Genomic DNA, 17629 nt, shown 5'->3' on the forward strand with positions numbered 1-17629 from the left:
ATGTCTGACACGGAGCCCACGTCGGCACCCCAGGAGGAGACGCCGAGCGTCTCGCGCCGGGGCCTGCTCGGCCTCTTCGGTGCGGGCGCCGCGGGCGCAGCGGTCGGCTTCGCCGGCGGGGCCGCCGCGGTGGGCGCCGCGATGTCGTCGGCGTCGGCCTCCGTGAGCGGCGCCGGCTCTGCGGCATCCTCGTATGCCTTCTACGGAATGCACCAGGCGGGCATCACGACGCCCGCGCAGGATCGCCTGCACTTCGCCGCGTTCGACGTGGATGCGTCGCTCGATCGCGAGGGCCTCATCGAGCTGCTCACCGACTGGACGAACGCGGCCGCACGGCTGTCGCAGGGCCTCGACGTCGAGGAGGGCGGCGCCGTGGGCGGTTCCGACTACGCGCCGCCCGCCGACACCGGCGAGGCGCAGGGGCTCCCGGCCGCGGGCCTGACCCTCACCTTCGGCTTCGGGCCCGGCATCTTCGAGGACGCCTCGGGCGCCGACCGCTTCGGCCTCGCGAGCCGCCGACCGCCGGAGCTCGCGCCGCTGCCGCGCTTCCAGGGCGACGCCCTCGAACCGGCACGCACGGGTGGCGACCTCTGCATCCAGGCGTGCGCCGACGACCCGCAGGTCGCGGTGCACGCGATCCGCAACCTCAGCCGCATCGCGTTCGGGCGGGCGACGCTGCGCTGGTCGCAGCTCGGCTTCGGCCGCACCTCGTCGACCTCGACCGCACAGGCGACGCCTCGCAACCTGTTCGGCTTCAAGGACGGCACCGCGAACGTCAAGGCCGAGGAGACGGACGTCGTCGACGAGCAGGTCTGGGTCGCGGAGTCCGACGGGCCTGCGTGGATGGCGGGCGGCTCGTACCTCGTCGCGCGGCGGATCCGCATGATCATCGAGAACTGGGACCGCGTGCAGCTCGGCGAGCAGGAGATGCTCGTCGGCCGGTCGAAGGGCGAGGGCGCACCGCTCTCGGGCGGCACGGAGTTCACGGAGCCCGACTTCGAGGCCGAGGGAGCGACCGGGGCACCGCTCATCGACACCAACGCCCACGTTCGCCTCGCGCACTCGTCGAACAACAACGGCGCGCGCATGCTGCGTCGCGGTTACAACTTCGTCGACGGCAACGACGAGCTCGGCCGCCTCGACGCGGGCCTGTTCTTCCTGTCGTTCCAGCGGTCGCCGAAGCAGTTCATCGACATCCAGACGTCGCTCGCGACCGACGGGCTCAACGAGTACCTGAAGCACGTCGGCTCGGCGATCTTCGCCGTGCCCGGCGGCGTCTCCGAAGGCGAGTTCGTGGGGCAGAAGCTGTTCGCCTGAGCCGCTGACGGCCGAGGCGGTCAGAACTCGACGACCTCCCACCGGTCGCCCGAGACGTGGCGCAGCCGGCCCCGCTCGCCGTGCTGTCCGTCGAGCACGCCGACGAAGTCGAGCACGGGCTGCGATCCCGACCGCTCCTCACCGGCCGTGACCTCGGCGTCGGTGTAGCCGAGCTCCGCGAGTGCGACCCGCTGCGCCTCGGCATCCCAGGCCTGCGACATCCCCCAGGTCATGAGCCCCCCGGCGACGAGCCCGCCGATCGCCGCGAACACGCCGAGCTCGATCATCCGCGAGCCCCTGCGCCGGACGCCGATGGCGACCACGACGGTGCCGCCGAACACGATGAGCAGCGGGATCACGAGCGGCCACGGGTTCCATGCCGCGATGGTGACGACCTCGGTCATTCGGGCCTCCTCGCCTCACCTGATGACCCGACGATACCGGGCGCCTGCGCGGGCATCCATCCCTGCTGCCGGCGCCGGCGCCGAGGCATCCCGTTCAGTCGTCTTCTTCGACCTCGGTGACCTGCCACTGGTCGCCGCCCGTGCTCTTGAGGAACCCTCGCACCCGTTCGCCGTCGCGCTCGGCCTGGAACGCGATGACGGCCGGTTCGCCCGGGCCGGTGATCTGCTCGGCCGAGAACGTCGGCGACTCGTAGCCGAGCCCGACGAGCGCGTCGGCGCGCGCACCCTGATCCCACGAGCCGGGCATGAAGCCGAACATCGCGAGCGCCCCGAGTGCGGCGAGGAAGAAGATCGCGCTGCCGAGCTCGCGCACCGGCTTCGAGTGCCGGCGCGTGCCGATGCTCGACACGACGATGCCGCCGATCGCGATCACGATGGGGATCGCGAGCGGCCAGGGATGCCACGGCGTGACGGTGACGATCTCGTTCACAGCTGGCCTCCGCTCTGTTCGTACTGCGTGGTCTCCTACTGCGTGCACGGGCGGTTCGCGGGCCGATCGCGGCGGTGCGGTCGAGCGTCGAGGCGACAGCGAGGTCGCGGCAGTCCGCGTCGTCGATCACGATACTCGCCGCCGACCTCAGGGCCCACCCCGGCGGGCAGGCCCCGGTCCGATTCGGTGCGCGCGCTGATGACGCGACCCGGAGACCCCCGAATGCTCTCCTGACGGAATGGAGACCCACTCATGCTCATGCTCATGCTCACCCTCGGAATGCTCGCCGTCTCGGCGATCGTCGCCGCCGTCGTCGAGGTCCGCCTCGACGGGCTCGGCAGGCCTCGGCAGACCCTTCCGGCGCCGGGCTCGCGATCGTCTTAAGCCGGTCTCCGGCGGCTGCGGCGCCGAAATAGGGCGATCGTCCGATGGGCCCGAGGCGCCTTAGCGAGGAGTCTGAGGTCATCCGATCGCAACGGTCGGAGTCCGACACAGGAGGAAACCATGCAGTACTCGGCAGATCTCGTCGCGATCCGCACGCATGAGGCGAACGTGCTCCTGGCGGAGCGCCGGCTCGCGCAGCGGCTCGCCGTCGACGAGCAGGCGGTCGAGGCGGACGCCGCGGGCACGGCCTCGGCCGGTCACGTCCGGCGCCGGCGGCACGTCGGCCGCCGCGCTCCGCAGCTCGCCCTGCGGTGAGCGGTTCGGCCGCGGTCGTGAGCATCTTCCCGGTCGTGCGATCGATCGCGGATGCCTCGGCCGAACGCACCGCGCGTGTCACCGGCGCATGGGACGATGTGTTGGTGACCACCGCCGCGTCCAGCGCCACGATGATCGGGCGCGATGCCGAGCTCGCATGGCTCGGCGGCCTCCTCGACGAGGCTGCCGCCGGGGTGCCCCGCACGATCGTGATCGGCGGCGAGGCCGGCATCGGCAAGAGTCGCCTCATCCGCGAGTTCCGGCAGCGCGCCGAGCGCACCGCGCGAGTCGTGTTCGGCCAGTGCGTCGACCTCGGCGCGGTCGCGGCGCCCTACGCGCCCGTCAAGGCGGCGCTCCGCGCCCTGGTCGCGGAGGTCGGCGGCGAGCGGGCGCTCGAGATCGTCGGCCCGGGCCGCGCCGCATTCGTCGCCCTCCTGCCCGAGCTGGGGGCGATCGGCGAGCCCGTCGACACCGTGGCGATCGCCGGTGGGTCGGGTGCGAGCGGGCAGCTGCACGAGGCGATCGCGGTGCTGCTCGAGACGCTCTCGCACGAGCGGCCCATCGTGCTCATCGTCGAAGACCTCCACTGGATCGACCCCGCGAGCCTCGCACTGCTGCGCTTCCTCACCCGCATGCTCGCGTCGAGCCGGGTGCTCATCGTGCTGAGCTACCGCAGCGAAGACGTCACCCGTGGCCATCTCCTGCGGCCCTTCCTCTCCGAGCTCGAGCGCGACCGCTGGGTCGAGCGGCGCGAGCTCGCGCGCCTCTCGCGCGACGAGGTGCGCGAGCTCGTGGCATCCATCGCCGACGAGTGGCCGACCGACGGTGTGCTCGACGTCCTCTTCCGCCGCAGCGACGGCGTGCCGTTCTTCGTCGAAGAGGTCGTGGGCCTCGACGGCTGCCGCGACGAGTCCGACCTTCCCGACACCCTGCGCGAGCTGCTGCTCGCACGCTACGAGCGCCTCTCCGACGAGGCGCAGCAACTGCTCCGGCTGATCGCGACCGGCGGCGTGCGCGTGAACCACTCGATGCTCACCGCGGTCTTCCGCGGCGGTGACGCCGATCCCTCGACCGGCGCGGGCCAGCGCCTCGATGAGGCAGCGCGCGAGGCGATCCTCGGCGGCGTGCTCGTCGTCGACGGCGACGAGTACGGCTTCCGCCACGCGCTCGTGCGCGAGGCGATCGCGGCCGACATCCTTCCCGGCGAACGGGCGCGGTACCACGCCCGGTACGCCGAGGCCTACGAGTCGCTGGCCGCCGCCGGCACGCGCCGTCTCGCGGCTGAGATCTCGTACCACTGGCTGGGTGCGAACAATGCGGCCAAGGCGTTCCCCGCCACCGTGCAGGCGATGCACGAGGCCCGCCGCTCGACGGCGTTCGCGTCGGCCGCGCAGCTCGGCGAGCGGGCGCTGGGCCTGTGGGACGTGGTCGACGATGCCGAGCAGATCGCCGGCATGAGCCGCATGGAGTTCATGGGCCGCACCGCTTCGCATCTGCGCAACGCGGGCGAGAACGAGCGCAGCCTCACCCTGCTGAAGTCCGCCCTCGCCGAGTGCCCGCCCGACGACCCCGACTTCCCCCGCCTCCTCCGAGACGAGGCGCTCACCCTCGCCGGGGCGGGGCGGCCGGGCTCGATCCCGCTGCTCGAGCAGGCGCTCGAGGTGCTCGGCGACCGGTCATCGCTCATGCGGGCGACGGTGCTCTCGGCGCTCGCCGGCCGGCAGATGATCGAGGGCCGACTGCGGCAGGCGATCGAGACGGCCGAGAGCGCACTCGCACTCGCACTGCGCGAGGGCTCGGCGCGCACGGCCTCGGTGTCGCTCAACGTCGCTGCCGTGTGCCGGGTGAACCTGGGCGAGGTCGAACGCGGCCTCGCCGACCTCGAGCGCAGTCGGGAGCTCGCGGAGGGCGACGGGCCCGCACTGCTGCGGTACTGGGTCAACGCCTCCGACGTGCACTACCTGATCGGCGAGTACGCGCGGGCCGTCGAGCTCGCCGAGGCGGGCCTCGCCCGCGCGCGACAACTCGGCCTCGAGCGCAGTTCGGGCGTGATCCTCGCCTCGAACGCCGTCGACCCGCACTACGCGCTCGGCCAGTGGGAGCAGGCGCTGCCGCTCATCGAGCGTGCGCTCGCGCTCGACCCGCCGATGCAGTTCAAGGTGTACCTGCTTCGGGCGAAGGTCTGGGCGAGGCTGTGGCAGGGCGACGCGGAGGGCGCCGATCGCGAGTTCCGCGCGATCCGCCCGATCACCGTCAATCCCGTCAACATCGAGATGCAGACCCGGCTCTCGGTGGGCCGGCTCGCGACCGAGCTCGCGCTCGCGCGCGGCGACGTCGCCAGGGCCTGGCGCGAGACGCAGGGGCTCTTCGATCCACGAGAGCGCCCGGCGGTGGCGCTCGGCTTCCCGTACGCCTGGGCGGCGGCCCGCGTCGTGGCCGCGGCGAAGGCCGGAGCGGGCGCCGCCGATGCCGAGGGGGCGGCGATCGTCGCCGAGGCCGCCGCAGCCGAGCCAGCACTGCGCGAGCTCATCGACGAATTCGACGAGTGGCCGCTGCAGCCGCTCTGGTCCGCCCTCATCGACGCGGAGCTCGCCGCGCCGACCGACGACCCTTCGGGCACCGGCGTCACCGGCGCCGCCGGAGCGTCCGCCGTGGGCGCAGACGCGGCCGCCTGGCGGGCCGCGGTCGCCGCGACCTCCGACCCGACGGCCGAGGCGTTCCTCCGGCCGTACGCGCTGCTCAGGCTCGGCCAGGCCGAGCTCGCGGCGGGTGATCGGGCCGCCGCACGCGCGACCCTGCAGGCCGCGCACGACGAGGCCGAGGCGGTCGGCGTGGGCGCGGTGCTCGCGTCGGTCATGCGAGTCGCCGGTGCGGCCGGGCTGGCGCTCGAGGCCGACCAGCGCGTCGGCGCCGAGGTGATCGGCATCACCGACGGCGTCGCCGCCTCGACCGGTGCCGCCGCCGAGCTGACCGCCCGCGAGCGACAGGTGCTCGAGCTCATCGCCGAAGGCCTCAGCAACAAGCAGATCGGGGAGCGCCTCTTCATCAGCGGGAAGACGGCGAGCGTGCACGTGTCGTCGATCCTTCGCAAGCTGGGTGCGGCGACCCGCACCGAGGCGGCGTACCGCGCCGGCGCGCTGCACTGAAGCGCTGCCCCGCGCTGGAGGGCAACGCAGGGGAGCACTCCCCATGCGCTCGGTGCGACCCGGTCCGATAGCGTCGAGCGCATGACGCGTCGAATGACCTGGGCCGGGCTGCCGAACACGTGGGACCTCGGCGGGCTCGACGGTGCACTCGGTACCACTCGGCACGGGCGGGTCTACCGGTCGGCGATGCTCGACGGCCTCGACGAGGCCGGGCGTTCCGAGCTGTACGACAACGGCGTGCGCACGATCATCGACCTGCGCAACGACGACGAGGTCGGCAGGGCGATCGAGGAGCCGTTCACGCGTCACCACCGTCCGGTGGAGGACCAGTCGAACACCGAGTTCATGGCGAGATGGGAGACGCTCGACTCGCCCGGCTACTACGCCGAGGTGCTCGAGCGCTGGCCCGAGCTCATCGTCGCGGTGTTCGACGCGCTCGCCGGCTCAGGCGGTCCGCGCGACTCCCGGCCGGGCGCGCTGCTCCTCCACTGCGCCCACGGTCGCGACCGGACCGGCATGATCACGTCGATGCTGCTGCAGTTGTGCGAGGTCGACCGCACCGAGATCGTCGCCGACTACCTCGGCGCGGTGCACGCGATCGATGCGCACGAACGGCTCGCGGGCGACGCGAGCGCCGGCGGCCGTACGGTGTCGCCGGCCGAGTTCGAGGTGCTCAACGAGCGTCGGGTGCGCGAACTCGATGAGTTCCTCGACGGCCTCGACGTCGCCGGCTACCTCGTCGCGAACGGATTCGAGGCAGACGGCATCGACCGCGTGCGGGCGCGGCTCCTCGCCTGATCGGGCGGTGGCATCGCACGCCGTCGTGCAGCACCTCGTCGCGTCGCGCCGCGATCGATACGCTCGAGTGATGGCGAGCTCCGCGGCATCCCCGGTCATCAGAGACGCCCGGTCGGGCGATGCGCCGTTCATCGCGCGCATGCACTGGGAGAGCCACCAGTCGACCTACATCGCGTCGGGCGCCGTCGCACGGGAACGCATCGAGGCGTGGACGCTCGACCGGCGCAGCGAGGCGTGGGAGCGCATCGTCGACGAATCGGTGCGCGGCGAGCGCACCGTCGTCGTCGCCGTCGACGGCGAACGCATCGTCGGCTTCGCCGACGTGAGACCGGCCGATCGCACGGAGGAGCCCGACGCGCCGCGCGACCTCGAACTGAAGGGGCTGTACCTGCTCGATGCGTACCAGGGCTCGGGCCTCGGCCAGGCGCTGCTCGACGCCGCGATCGGTTCCCGGCCGGCGTTCCTCTGGGCGATGGCGGGTGAGACGAGGGCCCGCGCGTTCTACCGGCGCAACGGGTTCGAACCCGACGGGGTCGAGCTGCCGTTCGAGCCCTGGGACATCTCCACGGTGCGACTGGTGCGCTGAAGGCTGCCGCGCGCCCGGTAGCGTTGAGGGTCGACCCCGAGGAGCACCACCGCACATGAGACCCGGCCCCAGGCGCAGCGTCAGCCAGTCCGACATCGTCGACGCCGCGTTCGAGATCCTCGAGGAGAAGGGCGTCGCCGCCGTCTCGGTGCGCGGCGTCGCCGCGGCGCTCGGCCTCACGCCGACCGCGATGTACACGTACTTCGCCTCGAAGAACGCGCTGCTGCAGGCGATGGTCGAACAGCTGCTCTCGGGCGTCGCGAAGCATCCGCAGTCGATCGGAGATGCCTCGGCGCCGGCGTGGCGCGAGCGGGTCGTGGCGATCGCGCTCGCCCTCCGGGCGCGCCTCGCGGAGCATGCCGGCTCGATCGTGCTCGTGACGAGCGGGCCGCTCGACGGACCGAACGCCCTCGCCTTGGCCGAGACGCTCATCGAGGCGTTCGTCGAGTCGGGACTCGACGCCCCCGACGCCGCACGCGCGGGCCACGCCGTGCGCGCGTTCACGCTCGGGCAGGCGGCGCTCGAGGCGGCCCGTCGCGCGGCTCCGGGCGAGGCATCCGGATCTGAAACGCTGTGGTCGGACTCGCGCCACCCGCTCGTGGAACAGACGGCGCATCTCGACCTCGACGGCGAAGGCGACGCCGAGTTCTCCGCCGCGATCGAGCGGCTCATCGCCGGCGTCACCGCGTCGGTGGTCGAGTAGCGAGCAGCGTCGCGTCGCGCGCCACGTCCTGACTCGGCTCGGCCCGCCCGCACGATGGTCGGCTCGCTCCCGTCCGCCTGACGCATGCGGCGAGGCGCCGACCCCCGGAGGGGCCGACGCCTCGTCGGTGTTGCGAAGGTGCGGTGGTCAGTCGACCGTCGGGGGCACGACGCGGATGAGCGCCGCGGTGTTGCCCTTGAAGGCCTTCTTGACCTGGACGACGGTGCCGTAGCCCACGCCGTCGTCGGCCGGGTTGCCCGAGCCGAACGGGCCGAGGCCCACGTCGAGGCCGTCGTAGTCGGGCAGGCGGTTGCCCTCGAGGTCGTACAGCGGGGTGCTGTACTGCGCGTTGCCCACCGACGGCACGACGGTCGACGCGTCGCGGTCGCGGTAGAACAGCGCGCCGTCCGACTCGCGGAGGGCGAAGCCCGGCACCCAGCCGTGGTCGTCGGTGAAGGTGCTCACCGGGTCGAGCGCGGGGATGTCGGTGCAGTACTCGTTGAAGTCGGCGTCGGCGATGCACTCGGTGAACGGGTGCGTCTTCTCGAGGCCGAAGGCCGCGTTGGACGACTGCGCACGCGAGGCCATCACGTTGAGCGTCGACGGGTCGACGTCGGCGGCCTCACCCGTGCGCTGCAGCGGGTTGAAGTGGCTGTCGACGATGAGCAGGCCGCCCTTGGCGCCGTAGCTCGGCAGGGCCGCTTCGTTCGCCGCCGGCATGTTCGAGTTGCCGTACGTCGTGTCGCGGTACCAGACGAGGGCACCCGGGGCGTTGTAGGCGAGCTTCGCGACCTTCCATGCGCCGTCCTGGTAGATGCTGTTGTAGCCGTACTTCAGGCCCTCGTCGAAGCCGTCGAAGTTGCGCCACTCGACCAGGTAGTACTGCGCCTTGACCGACGTGCCGGTGTCCTTGCGCCAGCCGGGGCCGGTGGTCGTCGTGAAGGAGGCGACCTCCTTCGTCCAGCCGTTGTCGTCGGCACCCTCGACGTCGTCGCTCCAGACGGCCGTGTCGCCGCTCGTGACCGAGAAGTCGTCGCTGAACCAGCCGCGGTCCTGGTAGGCCGCGTCGGTCGCGAGGCGCAGGCGAACCTGCACGGTCTGACCCGCGTAGGCGGTGAGGTCGACGTAGTCGTGACGCCAGCCGTCGCTCGAGCCGGTGAGGCCGTAGACCTTCGGTGCGCCCTCTGCCGCGCCGAAGTCCTTCATGCGCCCGTTGGGGTCGGAGTAGCCGTCGTCGGTCGAGACCAGGTTGCCGGCCGCGTCGTAGACCTTCTGCTCGGCCCACGTCGTGCCGCCGTCGGTCGAGACCTCGACGTAGCCGAAGTCCCAGTCCTCTTCGATGACGAAGTTGTTCCACATCCAGAACTTCGGAGCGGTGGCGGGAACCTCGACGGTGCGGCCCAGGCGCAGGTCGGCCCAGTCCTGGTCGGCGCCCGAGTACCACATGTTCTCACCGCTGTGCGGTTCGGCGAGCGTGATCACCTTGTCGGGAAGGTCGATCTTGATGCCGTCTTCGGTGCCCTTCGCGGGGCGCGAGGACTGGCCCACCTTGATGGTGGTCTCGTCGTCACCGGGCGACACGACCTCGGGGTCGGCCCAGCCGAGCACCCACTTGTCCCAGAGGCCCATGTGGGTGGGCATCGACTGGAAGATCGGGCCCGAGTGCGAACCCGAGCTCATGAGGTCCCAGAAGTCGACGTCGCTCGACGCGACGTTCGAGGTGTCGTAGAGGTCGGGCAGGCCGAGGTCGTGGCCGTACTCGTGCGCGAACACGCCGACGCCCGAGTCCTCGGGCTGCACGATGTAGTTCGACAGCTTGAGGTCGGTGCCGGGGATGTCGGCGCCGCCTGCGACGGCGGAGGAGTGGGCCCAGAGGGCGTAGGTGCCCTCGGCGCCGCCGCCGCCCGACTTGTCTTCACCGGCGTGCACGAGCACGACGTGGTCGATCACGCCGTCGGGCTCGAGCACGTTGCCGTCGCCGTCACGGTCGCCCTGGTCTTCGATGTCGTAGTCGGCCCACGGGAAGTCGGGCTGTGCCGCCGCGAGCGCTGCGACCGCGTCGATCGGCAGCTGGCCCGGGCCGAGCGGGTTGTCGGGGTGACCCTGCATGTCCTGCATGGGGCCGGCCTCGTAGACGCCCTCGTCGTTGAGGTGGCAGACCGTGGCGCCGTAGTACGCCTCGGAGTGCGGCACCTTGATCCACGGGGTCGCCTCGCCGTGCACCGTGTAGGCGCCGCGCGACATCTCCTCGTACATGTTCTTCATGGTGAAGCCCGAGATGTCGAAGCCGGGCTGGCCGTCGGGACCCGTCAGGTCGGTGCGGACGCGCTCGGTGATGCCTTCATCGGTGAAGAGCATCTTGTTGAAGTGCTCGCTCGAGAAGTCGGGCACCCACATCGAGTTGTTGTCCTCGAGCTCGTACGTGGCGGGGTCGGGGATGTTGTTGTGCAGCGGGCCGGACTGGACGGCACCGGGCTTGCAGTCGGTCGCTCCGAACGACGTCGGCACCTGCAGGTTGCTGAAGTCCTCGGTTCCGTCGAACTCGACGAGGATCGTGAGCAGCTTCGCCTCTTGCGTGCCCTTGGCCTTCTTGAGCGCCTTCGGGCTCTTGCCCGTCTTCTGCGCCTTGGCCTCGGTCTTCGCCAGCTGATGCGCGGCCTTGGGGTTGCCCTGCGCGTACTTCTGGTCGACGGACTTGGCGAGCTCGAGCGCCGTCTCGGCGCTCGGGGCGCCGGACTTCTTGCCGTTGACGTCGACGACCGCTTCATCGTCGCCCGTCAGTTCGGCTTCGGCGCGAGGCGCGACGTAGTTCATGTAGTACTCGTCGTCGCCGATCACCGGCGCGGAGATGTGCGATGGCGTCGCGTTCGCGGGCACTGCGCCGAAGGTCGCCAGACCGGCGGCCGCGAGCGCAAGCACGGAAGTCGTCGCCACCACGCGCCTGCGCGCGCGAGTGGAGTTTCCAGACATGCTTCTCCCTTCGAGTGCCGCGGCGGGGGTGACCGCCGGCAACACGCATGGCGCCCGTCGGTGGACGGACGTAATCGGAATCCTGCCCTTAACGGGCGGGCCTATGGAAGACCTGAGATTCAAACTGTGGAGAACTCGGCCCATCCGTCATGCAGACGGCGGCGATCGGGTCACGATGTCCGAGAACGCTTCCGCGAGGCGAGGGAGTCGAATAGACTCCGACCTTCCGGTCGGTCGGCGGCACGATCCCCGGTGGGAGTGCGAAGGGGCTCGAACGTCGCCTCGCTACCCGACGAGCAGGCCGCGCAGCTGGTCGGTCGAATGCACGATCGCCATGGCGTCGTCGGCCTCGGCGGGCGAGCCGTACCCCCACTCGACGAGGATGGTCGGAACGCCGTTCGCGAGCGCGCCGATCGTGTCGTGGCTGCGGTCGCCCACCATCACCGACTGCGACGTGTCGACGCCCTCCGCCTGCAGGCGGCGGAGCGCCTCGGCGACGACGGCCGTCTTCGTGGCGCGGGTGCCGTCGGTGGTGGCCCCGGTGATCACGGTGAAGTACTCGCTGAGCCCGGCGTTGTCGAGCACCGCGCGTGCGGTGTGCTCGGGCTTCGACGTGGCCAGCGCAACGGGCACGCCCGCGGCGTGCAGCCTCTCGAGGAGGCCCCGCACGCCGGGGAACACCGGCGACGACAGCACGTGGTCGGCGTAGTGCGCGCGATACGTCGCGACGGCCTCCTCGGCCAGCGCGTCCTCGAGGCCGTGGCCGGCGCCGAACACCTCCGTCAGCGGCGGGCCCACGTACGAGCGCAGCGTCGCGTCGTCGGGAACGGGCAGCCCGAGCGCGGAGAACGTGTGCGCGAGCGAGGCGGTGATGTCGGCGGCCGAGTCGATGATGGTGCCGTCGAGGTCGAAGAGCACCGCCGACCAGGTGCGGGTGAGCATGGGTGCGGGGGAGGTCACCGTGACATCCTAGGGTCATCGAATGCGAGCATTGCTCGCATCGCCGCGGGATCACAGAGAACCGGCAGCCCGCGCTCAGGAAACTGGGTCAAGCGTCCCAGTCCAGCCGGGGCCGGCGCAGTCCGTCGTCAGAACAGCCGAGCATGCCCGTCGTCGACGCCGCGCATGGCGTCGTAGTCGAGCACGAGGCAGCGGATGCCGCGGTCCTCGGCGAGCGTGCGCGCCTGCGGCTTGATCTCCTGCGCGGCGAACACGCCAGACACCGGCGCGAGCAGCGGGTCGCGGTTCATGAGCTCGAGATAGCGGGTGAGCTGCTCGACGCCGTCGATGTCGCCGCGTCGCTTCAGCTCGACCGCGACGCTCGCGCCCGAGGCATCCGTCGCCAGGATGTCGACCGGGCCGATCGCCGTCATGTACTCGCGGCGCACCAGCCGGTGTCCCTCGCCGAGCAGTTCGATCTGCTCGGCGAGCAGCTTCTGCAGGTGCGCCTCGACGCCGTCCTTCTGGAGGCCGGGGTCGATGCCGAGCTCGTGCGAGGTGTCGTGCAGCACCTCGTGGATCGAGACGATGAGGCGGTCGGCGGTCTTCTTGTGCGTGACCGTCCAGAGTTCGGCGATGCCGGCCTCGCGCTGCTCGTCGTCGGGCTCGGCCGTCTCGAGCGTGCACGGCGGGCTCATCCAGTTGAGCGGCTTGTAGCTGCCGCCGTCGGAATGCACCAGCAGGCTGCCGTCGCCCTTCACCATCAGCAGCCGGGTGGCCAGCGGGAGGTGGGCTTGCAGCCGCCCCGCGTAATCGACGGAGCAGCGGGCGATGACGAGACGCACCCGACGAGTTTACCGGCGGGTGCGCGCGGGCGCGCAGGTCACGGTCAGGCCTGCGAGCCGGATGCCGCGGGCCGCGTCTGCTCGCGGGCGGCCGGCGCCGCCAGCGCCGAGAGCACGAGCAGCACGAGGATCACGAGGAGCGCGTTGAGGATGCCGAAGTGCTGCCCGATGAAGCCGAGCAGCGGCGGCCCGGCAAGGAAGGCGCAGTAGCCGATGATCGCGACGGCGCTCACGCGCGCCGCCGAGTCGGTCGGGTGGTCGGCCGCGGCCGACATGCCGACCGGGAACCCGAGCGACGAGCCGAGGCCCCACAGCACGGTGCCCACGACGAGCATCCACGTCTCGGTGCCGAAGATGAAGAGCGAGAGCCCGGCGATGCCGATGATCGCGAGCGTGCGCAGCACGGGCACGCGCCCGAACCGGTCGAGGATCGGACCGCCGACGACCCGGCCGGCCGTGATCGAGACCGTGAAAACGCCGAACATGAGCGCGCCGGTGGTGGCGTCGAAGCCGTGGCCGTCGACGACGGCGAGGGCGAGCCAGTCGTTGGCCGAGCCCTCGGCGAACGACATGCCGAGCATGATGACGCCGATGAGCAGCAGCCGCACGTCGCCCCACACGGCGAGGTTCGCCTTGAGCCGCTCGGTCCACGGCGGCCGGGGTCCGCCGGCGTGCGTGTCGTCGCCGACCTCGGCGCGCAGCGGCACGTAGCGCACGGCCACGAGGATGCTGGCGGCGATGAGCAGTGCCATCACGCCGAGGTGCATCGACACCGGTACGTCGATCGCCGACGCGGCGGCGGCGACCGCGGCACCCGCGACCGTGCCGAACGAGAAGAACGCGTGCATGAGCGGCATCACCGTGCGGCCGATCTCGCGCTCGGCCTCGGCGCCCTCGACGTTCATCATCACGTCGACCGCGCCGTTGCCGAGGCCGAAGAGCACGAGCCCGATGACGACGAGGGGCACGGCGGGCAGCAGGGAGCCGCCGACGCCGACGAACACGAGCCCGACCGAGACGGTCACGAGTGCGGCGATCATGCCGAGGCGGGCGCCCAGGCGCGCGAGCAGCCAGGGGGCCGCGACGAGACCGAGGATCGAGCCGATCGAGCCGCCGAGGATGACGAGCCCGACGCCCTGGGTGCTGAGCCCGGTGTCGTCGCGGATCGCGGGGATGCGCGCGACCCAGCTCGCCATGCTGAGCCCCGAGAGGAAGAAGATCGCGAAGATCGCGTTGCGCCAGGCGACGAGCTCGCGAGCGGGGCGCGTCGTCGGCGCGGCGTTGCCGGAGGTCTCGGTCATGGTCGGTGCTGCTTCTCAGGTCGGCGGTGGGGTTCCGCTGGGGTGATCGAACGAGTCGAATCGATTCGACTCGTCGAGAACCCTAGCCGCCCGCGGGATCGCCCGCAAGCCGCGGCCGAGCCGATCGTCCGCAATCGGCGGCTCGCGCTTGCGTCGGCCTCCGGCCTCCCCTACAGTCACGTGTTAATCGTTTAGCTAAACGATTAACACTCGCGGGCTCCGCACCCGCACCCTTCACCAGAGAGACAGATCCAAAGGAGGATCGGATGCTTCGACGTGCAATCACCCGCCGCGGTGCCGCCGCGCTGGCCGTGGCCGCGACCGCGGCGCTCGCGATGAGCGCCTGCAGCGGCTCGGGTTCGAACGGAGGCGACGGCGAGGACGTCACCATCACGTACGGGATCTGGGACGAGAACCAGCAGCCCGCGATGGAGGAGATCGCCGCGGCGTTCACCGAGGAGCACCCGAACGTGACGGTCGACATCCAGCTCACGCCGTACAAGGAGTACTTCACGAAGCTCCAGACCTCGGTGTCGGGCGGATCGGCGCCCGACGTGTTCTGGATGAACGGTCCGAACTTCCAGCTCTACGCGTCGAACGGCGTGCTCGCGCCCCTCGACGACCAGGGGATCGACGCCGCCGACTACCCGCAGGGCCTCATCGACCTGTACACCTACGACGGCGCGCTCTACGGTGCGCCCAAGGACTTCGACACCGTCGCGCTCTGGTACAACAAGGAGCTCTTCGACGCGGCGGGCGTCGCCTACCCCGAGGCCGGCTGGACCTGGGACGACCTGAAGGCCGCCGCCGCGAAGCTGACCGACCCGGCGAAGGGCCAGTACGGCATCGCCGCGAGCCAGTACGGCCAGGAGAACTTCTACAACTCGATCGCCCAGGCGGGCGGCGAGGTCATCGACGCCGACGGTACCGAGTCGGGCTACGGGTCGCCCGAGGCCCTCGCCGGCATCGAGCTCTGGACCGACCTCATCGAGGCCGGCTCCTCACCGACGGCCCAGCAGATGACCGACACGAACCCCGAGGACTTCTTCCTCTCGGGCAAGGTCGCCATGTTCCAGAACGGCTCATGGGCCGCGGTCGCGTACGCCGACAACGCCGACATCGCCGACAAGGTCGACGTCGCGCCGCTCGCCGAGGGCGCCACCGGCAACCAGAGCGTGATCCACGGCATCGGCAACGTCGCCAACGCCAAGAGCGAGCACGTCGACGTCGCGAAGCAGTTCGCCGCCTTCGCGAGCTCGGAGCAGGCCGCCGAGATCCAGGCGGAGACCGGCACGGTCATCCCGGCCTTCAACGGCACCCAGCAGGCGTGGGTCGACGCGCTCCCGCAGTACGACCTGCAGGTTTACATCGACGCGCTCGACACGGCCGTCGCCTACCCCGTCTCGAAGAACACCTCGGCGTGGACGTCGATCGAGAGCGAGGTCCTCGCGCAGGTCTGGGCCGGCACGGTCTCGCCGGAGGAGGGCCTCCAGCAGCTCGCCGAGCAGATGCAGGCCGCACTGGACGCGGAGTCGGAGTAATCCCATGTCCGACCTGATCGCGCAGCGCACGAGCGCGCCGATCTCCGAACTCGACCGGGAGCGGCCCGAGGCCGCTCCCGGCCGGGGGCGGCGACGCGGCCGGGGTCCCGGGCAGTCGCCGTGGTGGGCGCTGCTCTTCATCGGTCCGACTGCCGCAGGCCTCCTCGCCTTCTACCTGTGGCCGACCGTGCGCACCTTCCTGATGTCGTTCACGGAGTCGGGCCCGTTCGGCGGCTCCCAGTTCGTCGGCCTCGACAACTACGTCCGCCTCTTCCAGGACCCGGAGCTCATCGGGGCGCTCCGCAACACCGCGGTCTACACCGTGATCGCGCTCGTCGGCATCCCGATCGCCATCGCCATCGCCGCGCTGCTCAACACCACCGGGCTCCGCGGGCGCGGCGTGTACCGCACCCTCTACTTCATCCCCGTCGTGACGATGCCCGCGGCGATCGCGCTCGTCTGGCGCATGATCTACAACGGCGACTACGGCGTGCTCAACGCGGCGCTCGCGGTGTTCGGCATCGACGGCAAGAGCTGGCTCACCGACCCGAACACCGCCCTGGTCGCCATCGCGGTCGTCGGCATCTGGGCCGGCCTCGGCACCAACATCGTCATCTTCCTCGCGGGCCTGCAGAGCATCCCCGACACGGTGATGGAGGCCGCCGACCTCGACGGCGCCGGTCCGATGCGCAAGTTCTTCTCGATCACGATCCCGCTGCTGAGCCCCAGCATCTTCTTCGTGAGCGTCATCAGCGTGATCGGCGCGCTGCAGGTCTTCGACCTCATCTACATGATGCTCGGCCGGTCGAACCCCGCGATGCCGAGCACCCGCACGATCGTCTACCTCTTCTACGAGGCGGGCTTCCTCGACAACCAGCAGGGGTACGCGGCCGCGATCGCGTTCCTGCTGCTCATCATCATCCTCATCCTGACGGTCGTGCAGTTCCGTCTGCAGAAGAAGTGGGTGCACTATGAGTGACCTCGCCGTCGACACCCGTGCCATGACGGGCGCCCCGCCCGAGGCATCCGCCCCTCGCCCCGCCCGCACCCGCGGCGGCCGCAACCGCGGCCACTGGGTCGTGCACCTGCTGCTCGCCGGCGGCGCGGTGCTCATGGTCTTCCCGTTCGTGTGGCAGACGCTGACCGCGTTCAAGACGTTCCAGGACTCGGTGCAGGTGCCGCCCGTGGTGTTCCCCGATCCGTGGGTGTGGACGAACTTCGCCGAGGTCTTCGAGTCGATGCCGTTCGGCCAGATGTTCCTCAACTCGGTGCTGCTCACCGTCGGCCGCACCGTCGGCCAGGTGGTGCTGTGCACGATGGCGGGCTACGCCTTCGCGCGCATCCCCTTCAGGGGCCGCAACGTCGTCTTCGTGCTGTTCCTCTCGGTGCTCATGGTGCCCTCGCAGCTCTACCTGCTGCCGCAGTACGAGATCATCCAGAACCTGGGCTGGCTCAACACCCTGCAGGCGCTCATCGTGCCGGGCATCTTCAGCGCCTTCGGCACCTTCCTCATGCGGCAGTTCTTCATGTCGATGCCGGCCGAGCTCGAGGAGGCGGCCCGCATCGACGGTGCGAACCCCTGGCAGACGTTCTGGCGCGTGATGGTGCCGCTCGCCAAGCCCGGCATCGTCGCCCTCACGGTGTTCACGGTGCTGTGGTCGTGGAACGACCTGCTGTGGCCCCTCGTGGTCACGACCGACCCCGAGAAGATGCCGCTCTCGGTGGGCCTGTCGCAGCTCGTCGGCCTGCACGGCACTGACTACCCTGTGCTGATGGCGGGCGCACTGCTGGCGACGCTGCCCATGCTGGTCACCTTCATGATCCTGCAGAAGCAGTTCATCCAGGGCATCGCGTTCTCGGGAACGAAGGGGTGACGTGATGGTGCGGGCG

The 17629-nt window shown here is 70.9% G+C and carries 15 protein-coding genes; 9 read left to right on the forward strand and 6 right to left on the reverse strand.

Going from position 1 to position 17629, the window contains the following annotated elements; genetic code table 11:
* A complete protein-coding gene (gene efeB, locus ACWGPE_RS00440) occupies positions 1 to 1317 on the forward strand; it encodes an iron uptake transporter deferrochelatase/peroxidase subunit (RefSeq protein ID WP_275505952.1) in 1317 nt (438 codons plus the stop codon).
* A gap of 20 nt (positions 1318 to 1337) precedes the next feature.
* On the opposite strand, the gene ACWGPE_RS00445 is transcribed toward efeB, so the two are convergent.
* Positions 1338 to 1721, reverse strand: a complete 384-nt coding sequence (locus ACWGPE_RS00445) for a hypothetical protein (RefSeq protein WP_231429153.1) — start codon at positions 1719 to 1721, stop codon at positions 1338 to 1340.
* A gap of 94 nt (positions 1722 to 1815) precedes the next feature.
* Positions 1816 to 2211 (reverse strand): hypothetical protein, encoded by a 396-nt coding sequence (locus ACWGPE_RS00450; RefSeq protein WP_231429152.1) that lies wholly within the window; start codon positions 2209 to 2211, stop codon positions 1816 to 1818.
* Between the two features lie 504 nt (positions 2212 to 2715).
* Between ACWGPE_RS00450 and ACWGPE_RS00455 the strand changes: the two genes are divergently transcribed.
* The 5 genes from ACWGPE_RS00455 (at position 2716) to ACWGPE_RS00475 (ending at position 8143) form a co-directional block, all read left to right on the forward strand.
* The gene (locus ACWGPE_RS00455; RefSeq protein ID WP_231429151.1) at positions 2716 to 2910 is read left to right on the forward strand and encodes a hypothetical protein; all 195 of its coding nucleotides are present in this window, start codon (positions 2716 to 2718) and stop codon (positions 2908 to 2910) included.
* A gap of 104 nt (positions 2911 to 3014) precedes the next feature.
* Positions 3015 to 6056, forward strand: coding sequence for a helix-turn-helix transcriptional regulator (locus ACWGPE_RS00460; RefSeq protein WP_452047878.1), 3042 nt, complete (start codon positions 3015 to 3017; stop codon positions 6054 to 6056).
* Between the two features lie 81 nt (positions 6057 to 6137).
* Complete coding sequence (locus tag ACWGPE_RS00465) at positions 6138 to 6854, forward strand: tyrosine-protein phosphatase (RefSeq protein WP_452047879.1); 717 nt, start codon at positions 6138 to 6140, stop codon at positions 6852 to 6854.
* Positions 6855 to 6924: 70 nt separating this feature from the next.
* A complete protein-coding gene (locus ACWGPE_RS00470) occupies positions 6925 to 7440 on the forward strand; it encodes an N-acetyltransferase family protein (protein ID WP_452047880.1) in 516 nt (171 codons plus the stop codon).
* 55 nt (positions 7441 to 7495) lie between these two features.
* Positions 7496 to 8143 (forward strand): TetR/AcrR family transcriptional regulator, encoded by a 648-nt coding sequence (locus ACWGPE_RS00475; RefSeq protein ID WP_231429147.1) that lies wholly within the window; start codon positions 7496 to 7498, stop codon positions 8141 to 8143.
* A gap of 147 nt (positions 8144 to 8290) precedes the next feature.
* On the opposite strand, the gene ACWGPE_RS00480 is transcribed toward ACWGPE_RS00475, so the two are convergent.
* From ACWGPE_RS00480 to ACWGPE_RS00495, 4 genes are all read right to left on the reverse strand, one after another.
* Entirely contained in the window at positions 8291 to 11077 is a 2787-nt protein-coding gene (locus ACWGPE_RS00480) for an immune inhibitor A domain-containing protein (RefSeq protein WP_231429146.1), read from the reverse strand.
* A 321-nt stretch (positions 11078 to 11398) separates the two neighbouring features.
* Positions 11399 to 12073, reverse strand: a complete 675-nt coding sequence (locus ACWGPE_RS00485) for an HAD hydrolase-like protein (RefSeq protein ID WP_452047881.1) — start codon at positions 12071 to 12073, stop codon at positions 11399 to 11401.
* Positions 12074 to 12201: 128 nt separating this feature from the next.
* Positions 12202 to 12897 carry an endonuclease NucS gene (gene nucS / locus ACWGPE_RS00490; protein WP_231429144.1) on the reverse strand — a complete coding sequence of 232 codons (696 nt, stop codon included), beginning with the start codon at positions 12895 to 12897 and terminating at the stop codon, positions 12202 to 12204.
* Positions 12898 to 12941: 44 nt separating this feature from the next.
* Entirely contained in the window at positions 12942 to 14198 is a 1257-nt protein-coding gene (locus ACWGPE_RS00495) for an MFS transporter (protein ID WP_452047882.1), read from the reverse strand.
* A gap of 266 nt (positions 14199 to 14464) precedes the next feature.
* Between ACWGPE_RS00495 and ACWGPE_RS00500 the strand changes: the two genes are divergently transcribed.
* Genes ACWGPE_RS00500 through ACWGPE_RS00510 form a run of 3 tightly spaced genes read left to right on the forward strand, consistent with a single transcriptional unit; the run spans position 14465 to position 17613 of the window.
* The gene (locus tag ACWGPE_RS00500; RefSeq protein WP_231429142.1) at positions 14465 to 15739 is read left to right on the forward strand and encodes an ABC transporter substrate-binding protein; all 1275 of its coding nucleotides are present in this window, start codon (positions 14465 to 14467) and stop codon (positions 15737 to 15739) included.
* Between the two features lie 4 nt (positions 15740 to 15743).
* Positions 15744 to 16718 (forward strand): carbohydrate ABC transporter permease, encoded by a 975-nt coding sequence (locus ACWGPE_RS00505; RefSeq protein WP_452047883.1) that lies wholly within the window; start codon positions 15744 to 15746, stop codon positions 16716 to 16718.
* Entirely contained in the window at positions 16711 to 17613 is a 903-nt protein-coding gene (locus tag ACWGPE_RS00510; RefSeq protein WP_275505963.1) for a carbohydrate ABC transporter permease, read from the forward strand. Before ACWGPE_RS00505 ends, ACWGPE_RS00510 begins: the two co-directional genes overlap by 8 nt.
* Positions 17614 to 17629 lie beyond the last annotated feature (16 nt).

This window comes from Agromyces sp. NPDC055658 (assembly GCF_053618155.1).

Bases quoted from the DNA above. Each gene is read 5' to 3' on its own strand.
- efeB (WP_275505952.1), top strand. From the start codon at position 1: ATGTCTGACACGGAGCCCACGTCGGCACCCCAGGAGGAGACGCCGAGC.
- ACWGPE_RS00445 (WP_231429153.1), bottom strand. From the start codon at position 1,721: ATGACCGAGGTCGTCACCATCGCGGCATGGAACCCGTGGCCGCTCGTG.
- ACWGPE_RS00455 (WP_231429151.1), top strand. From the start codon at position 2,716: ATGCAGTACTCGGCAGATCTCGTCGCGATCCGCACGCATGAGGCGAAC.
- ACWGPE_RS00465 (WP_452047879.1), top strand. From the start codon at position 6,138: ATGACGCGTCGAATGACCTGGGCCGGGCTGCCGAACACGTGGGACCTC.
- ACWGPE_RS00470 (WP_452047880.1), top strand. From the start codon at position 6,925: ATGGCGAGCTCCGCGGCATCCCCGGTCATCAGAGACGCCCGGTCGGGC.
- ACWGPE_RS00475 (WP_231429147.1), top strand. From the start codon at position 7,496: ATGAGACCCGGCCCCAGGCGCAGCGTCAGCCAGTCCGACATCGTCGAC.
- ACWGPE_RS00495 (WP_452047882.1), bottom strand. From the start codon at position 14,198: ATGACCGAGACCTCCGGCAACGCCGCGCCGACGACGCGCCCCGCTCGC.
- ACWGPE_RS00500 (WP_231429142.1), top strand. From the start codon at position 14,465: ATGCTTCGACGTGCAATCACCCGCCGCGGTGCCGCCGCGCTGGCCGTG.
- ACWGPE_RS00505 (WP_452047883.1), top strand. From the start codon at position 15,744: ATGTCCGACCTGATCGCGCAGCGCACGAGCGCGCCGATCTCCGAACTC.
- ACWGPE_RS00510 (WP_275505963.1), top strand. From the start codon at position 16,711: ATGAGTGACCTCGCCGTCGACACCCGTGCCATGACGGGCGCCCCGCCC.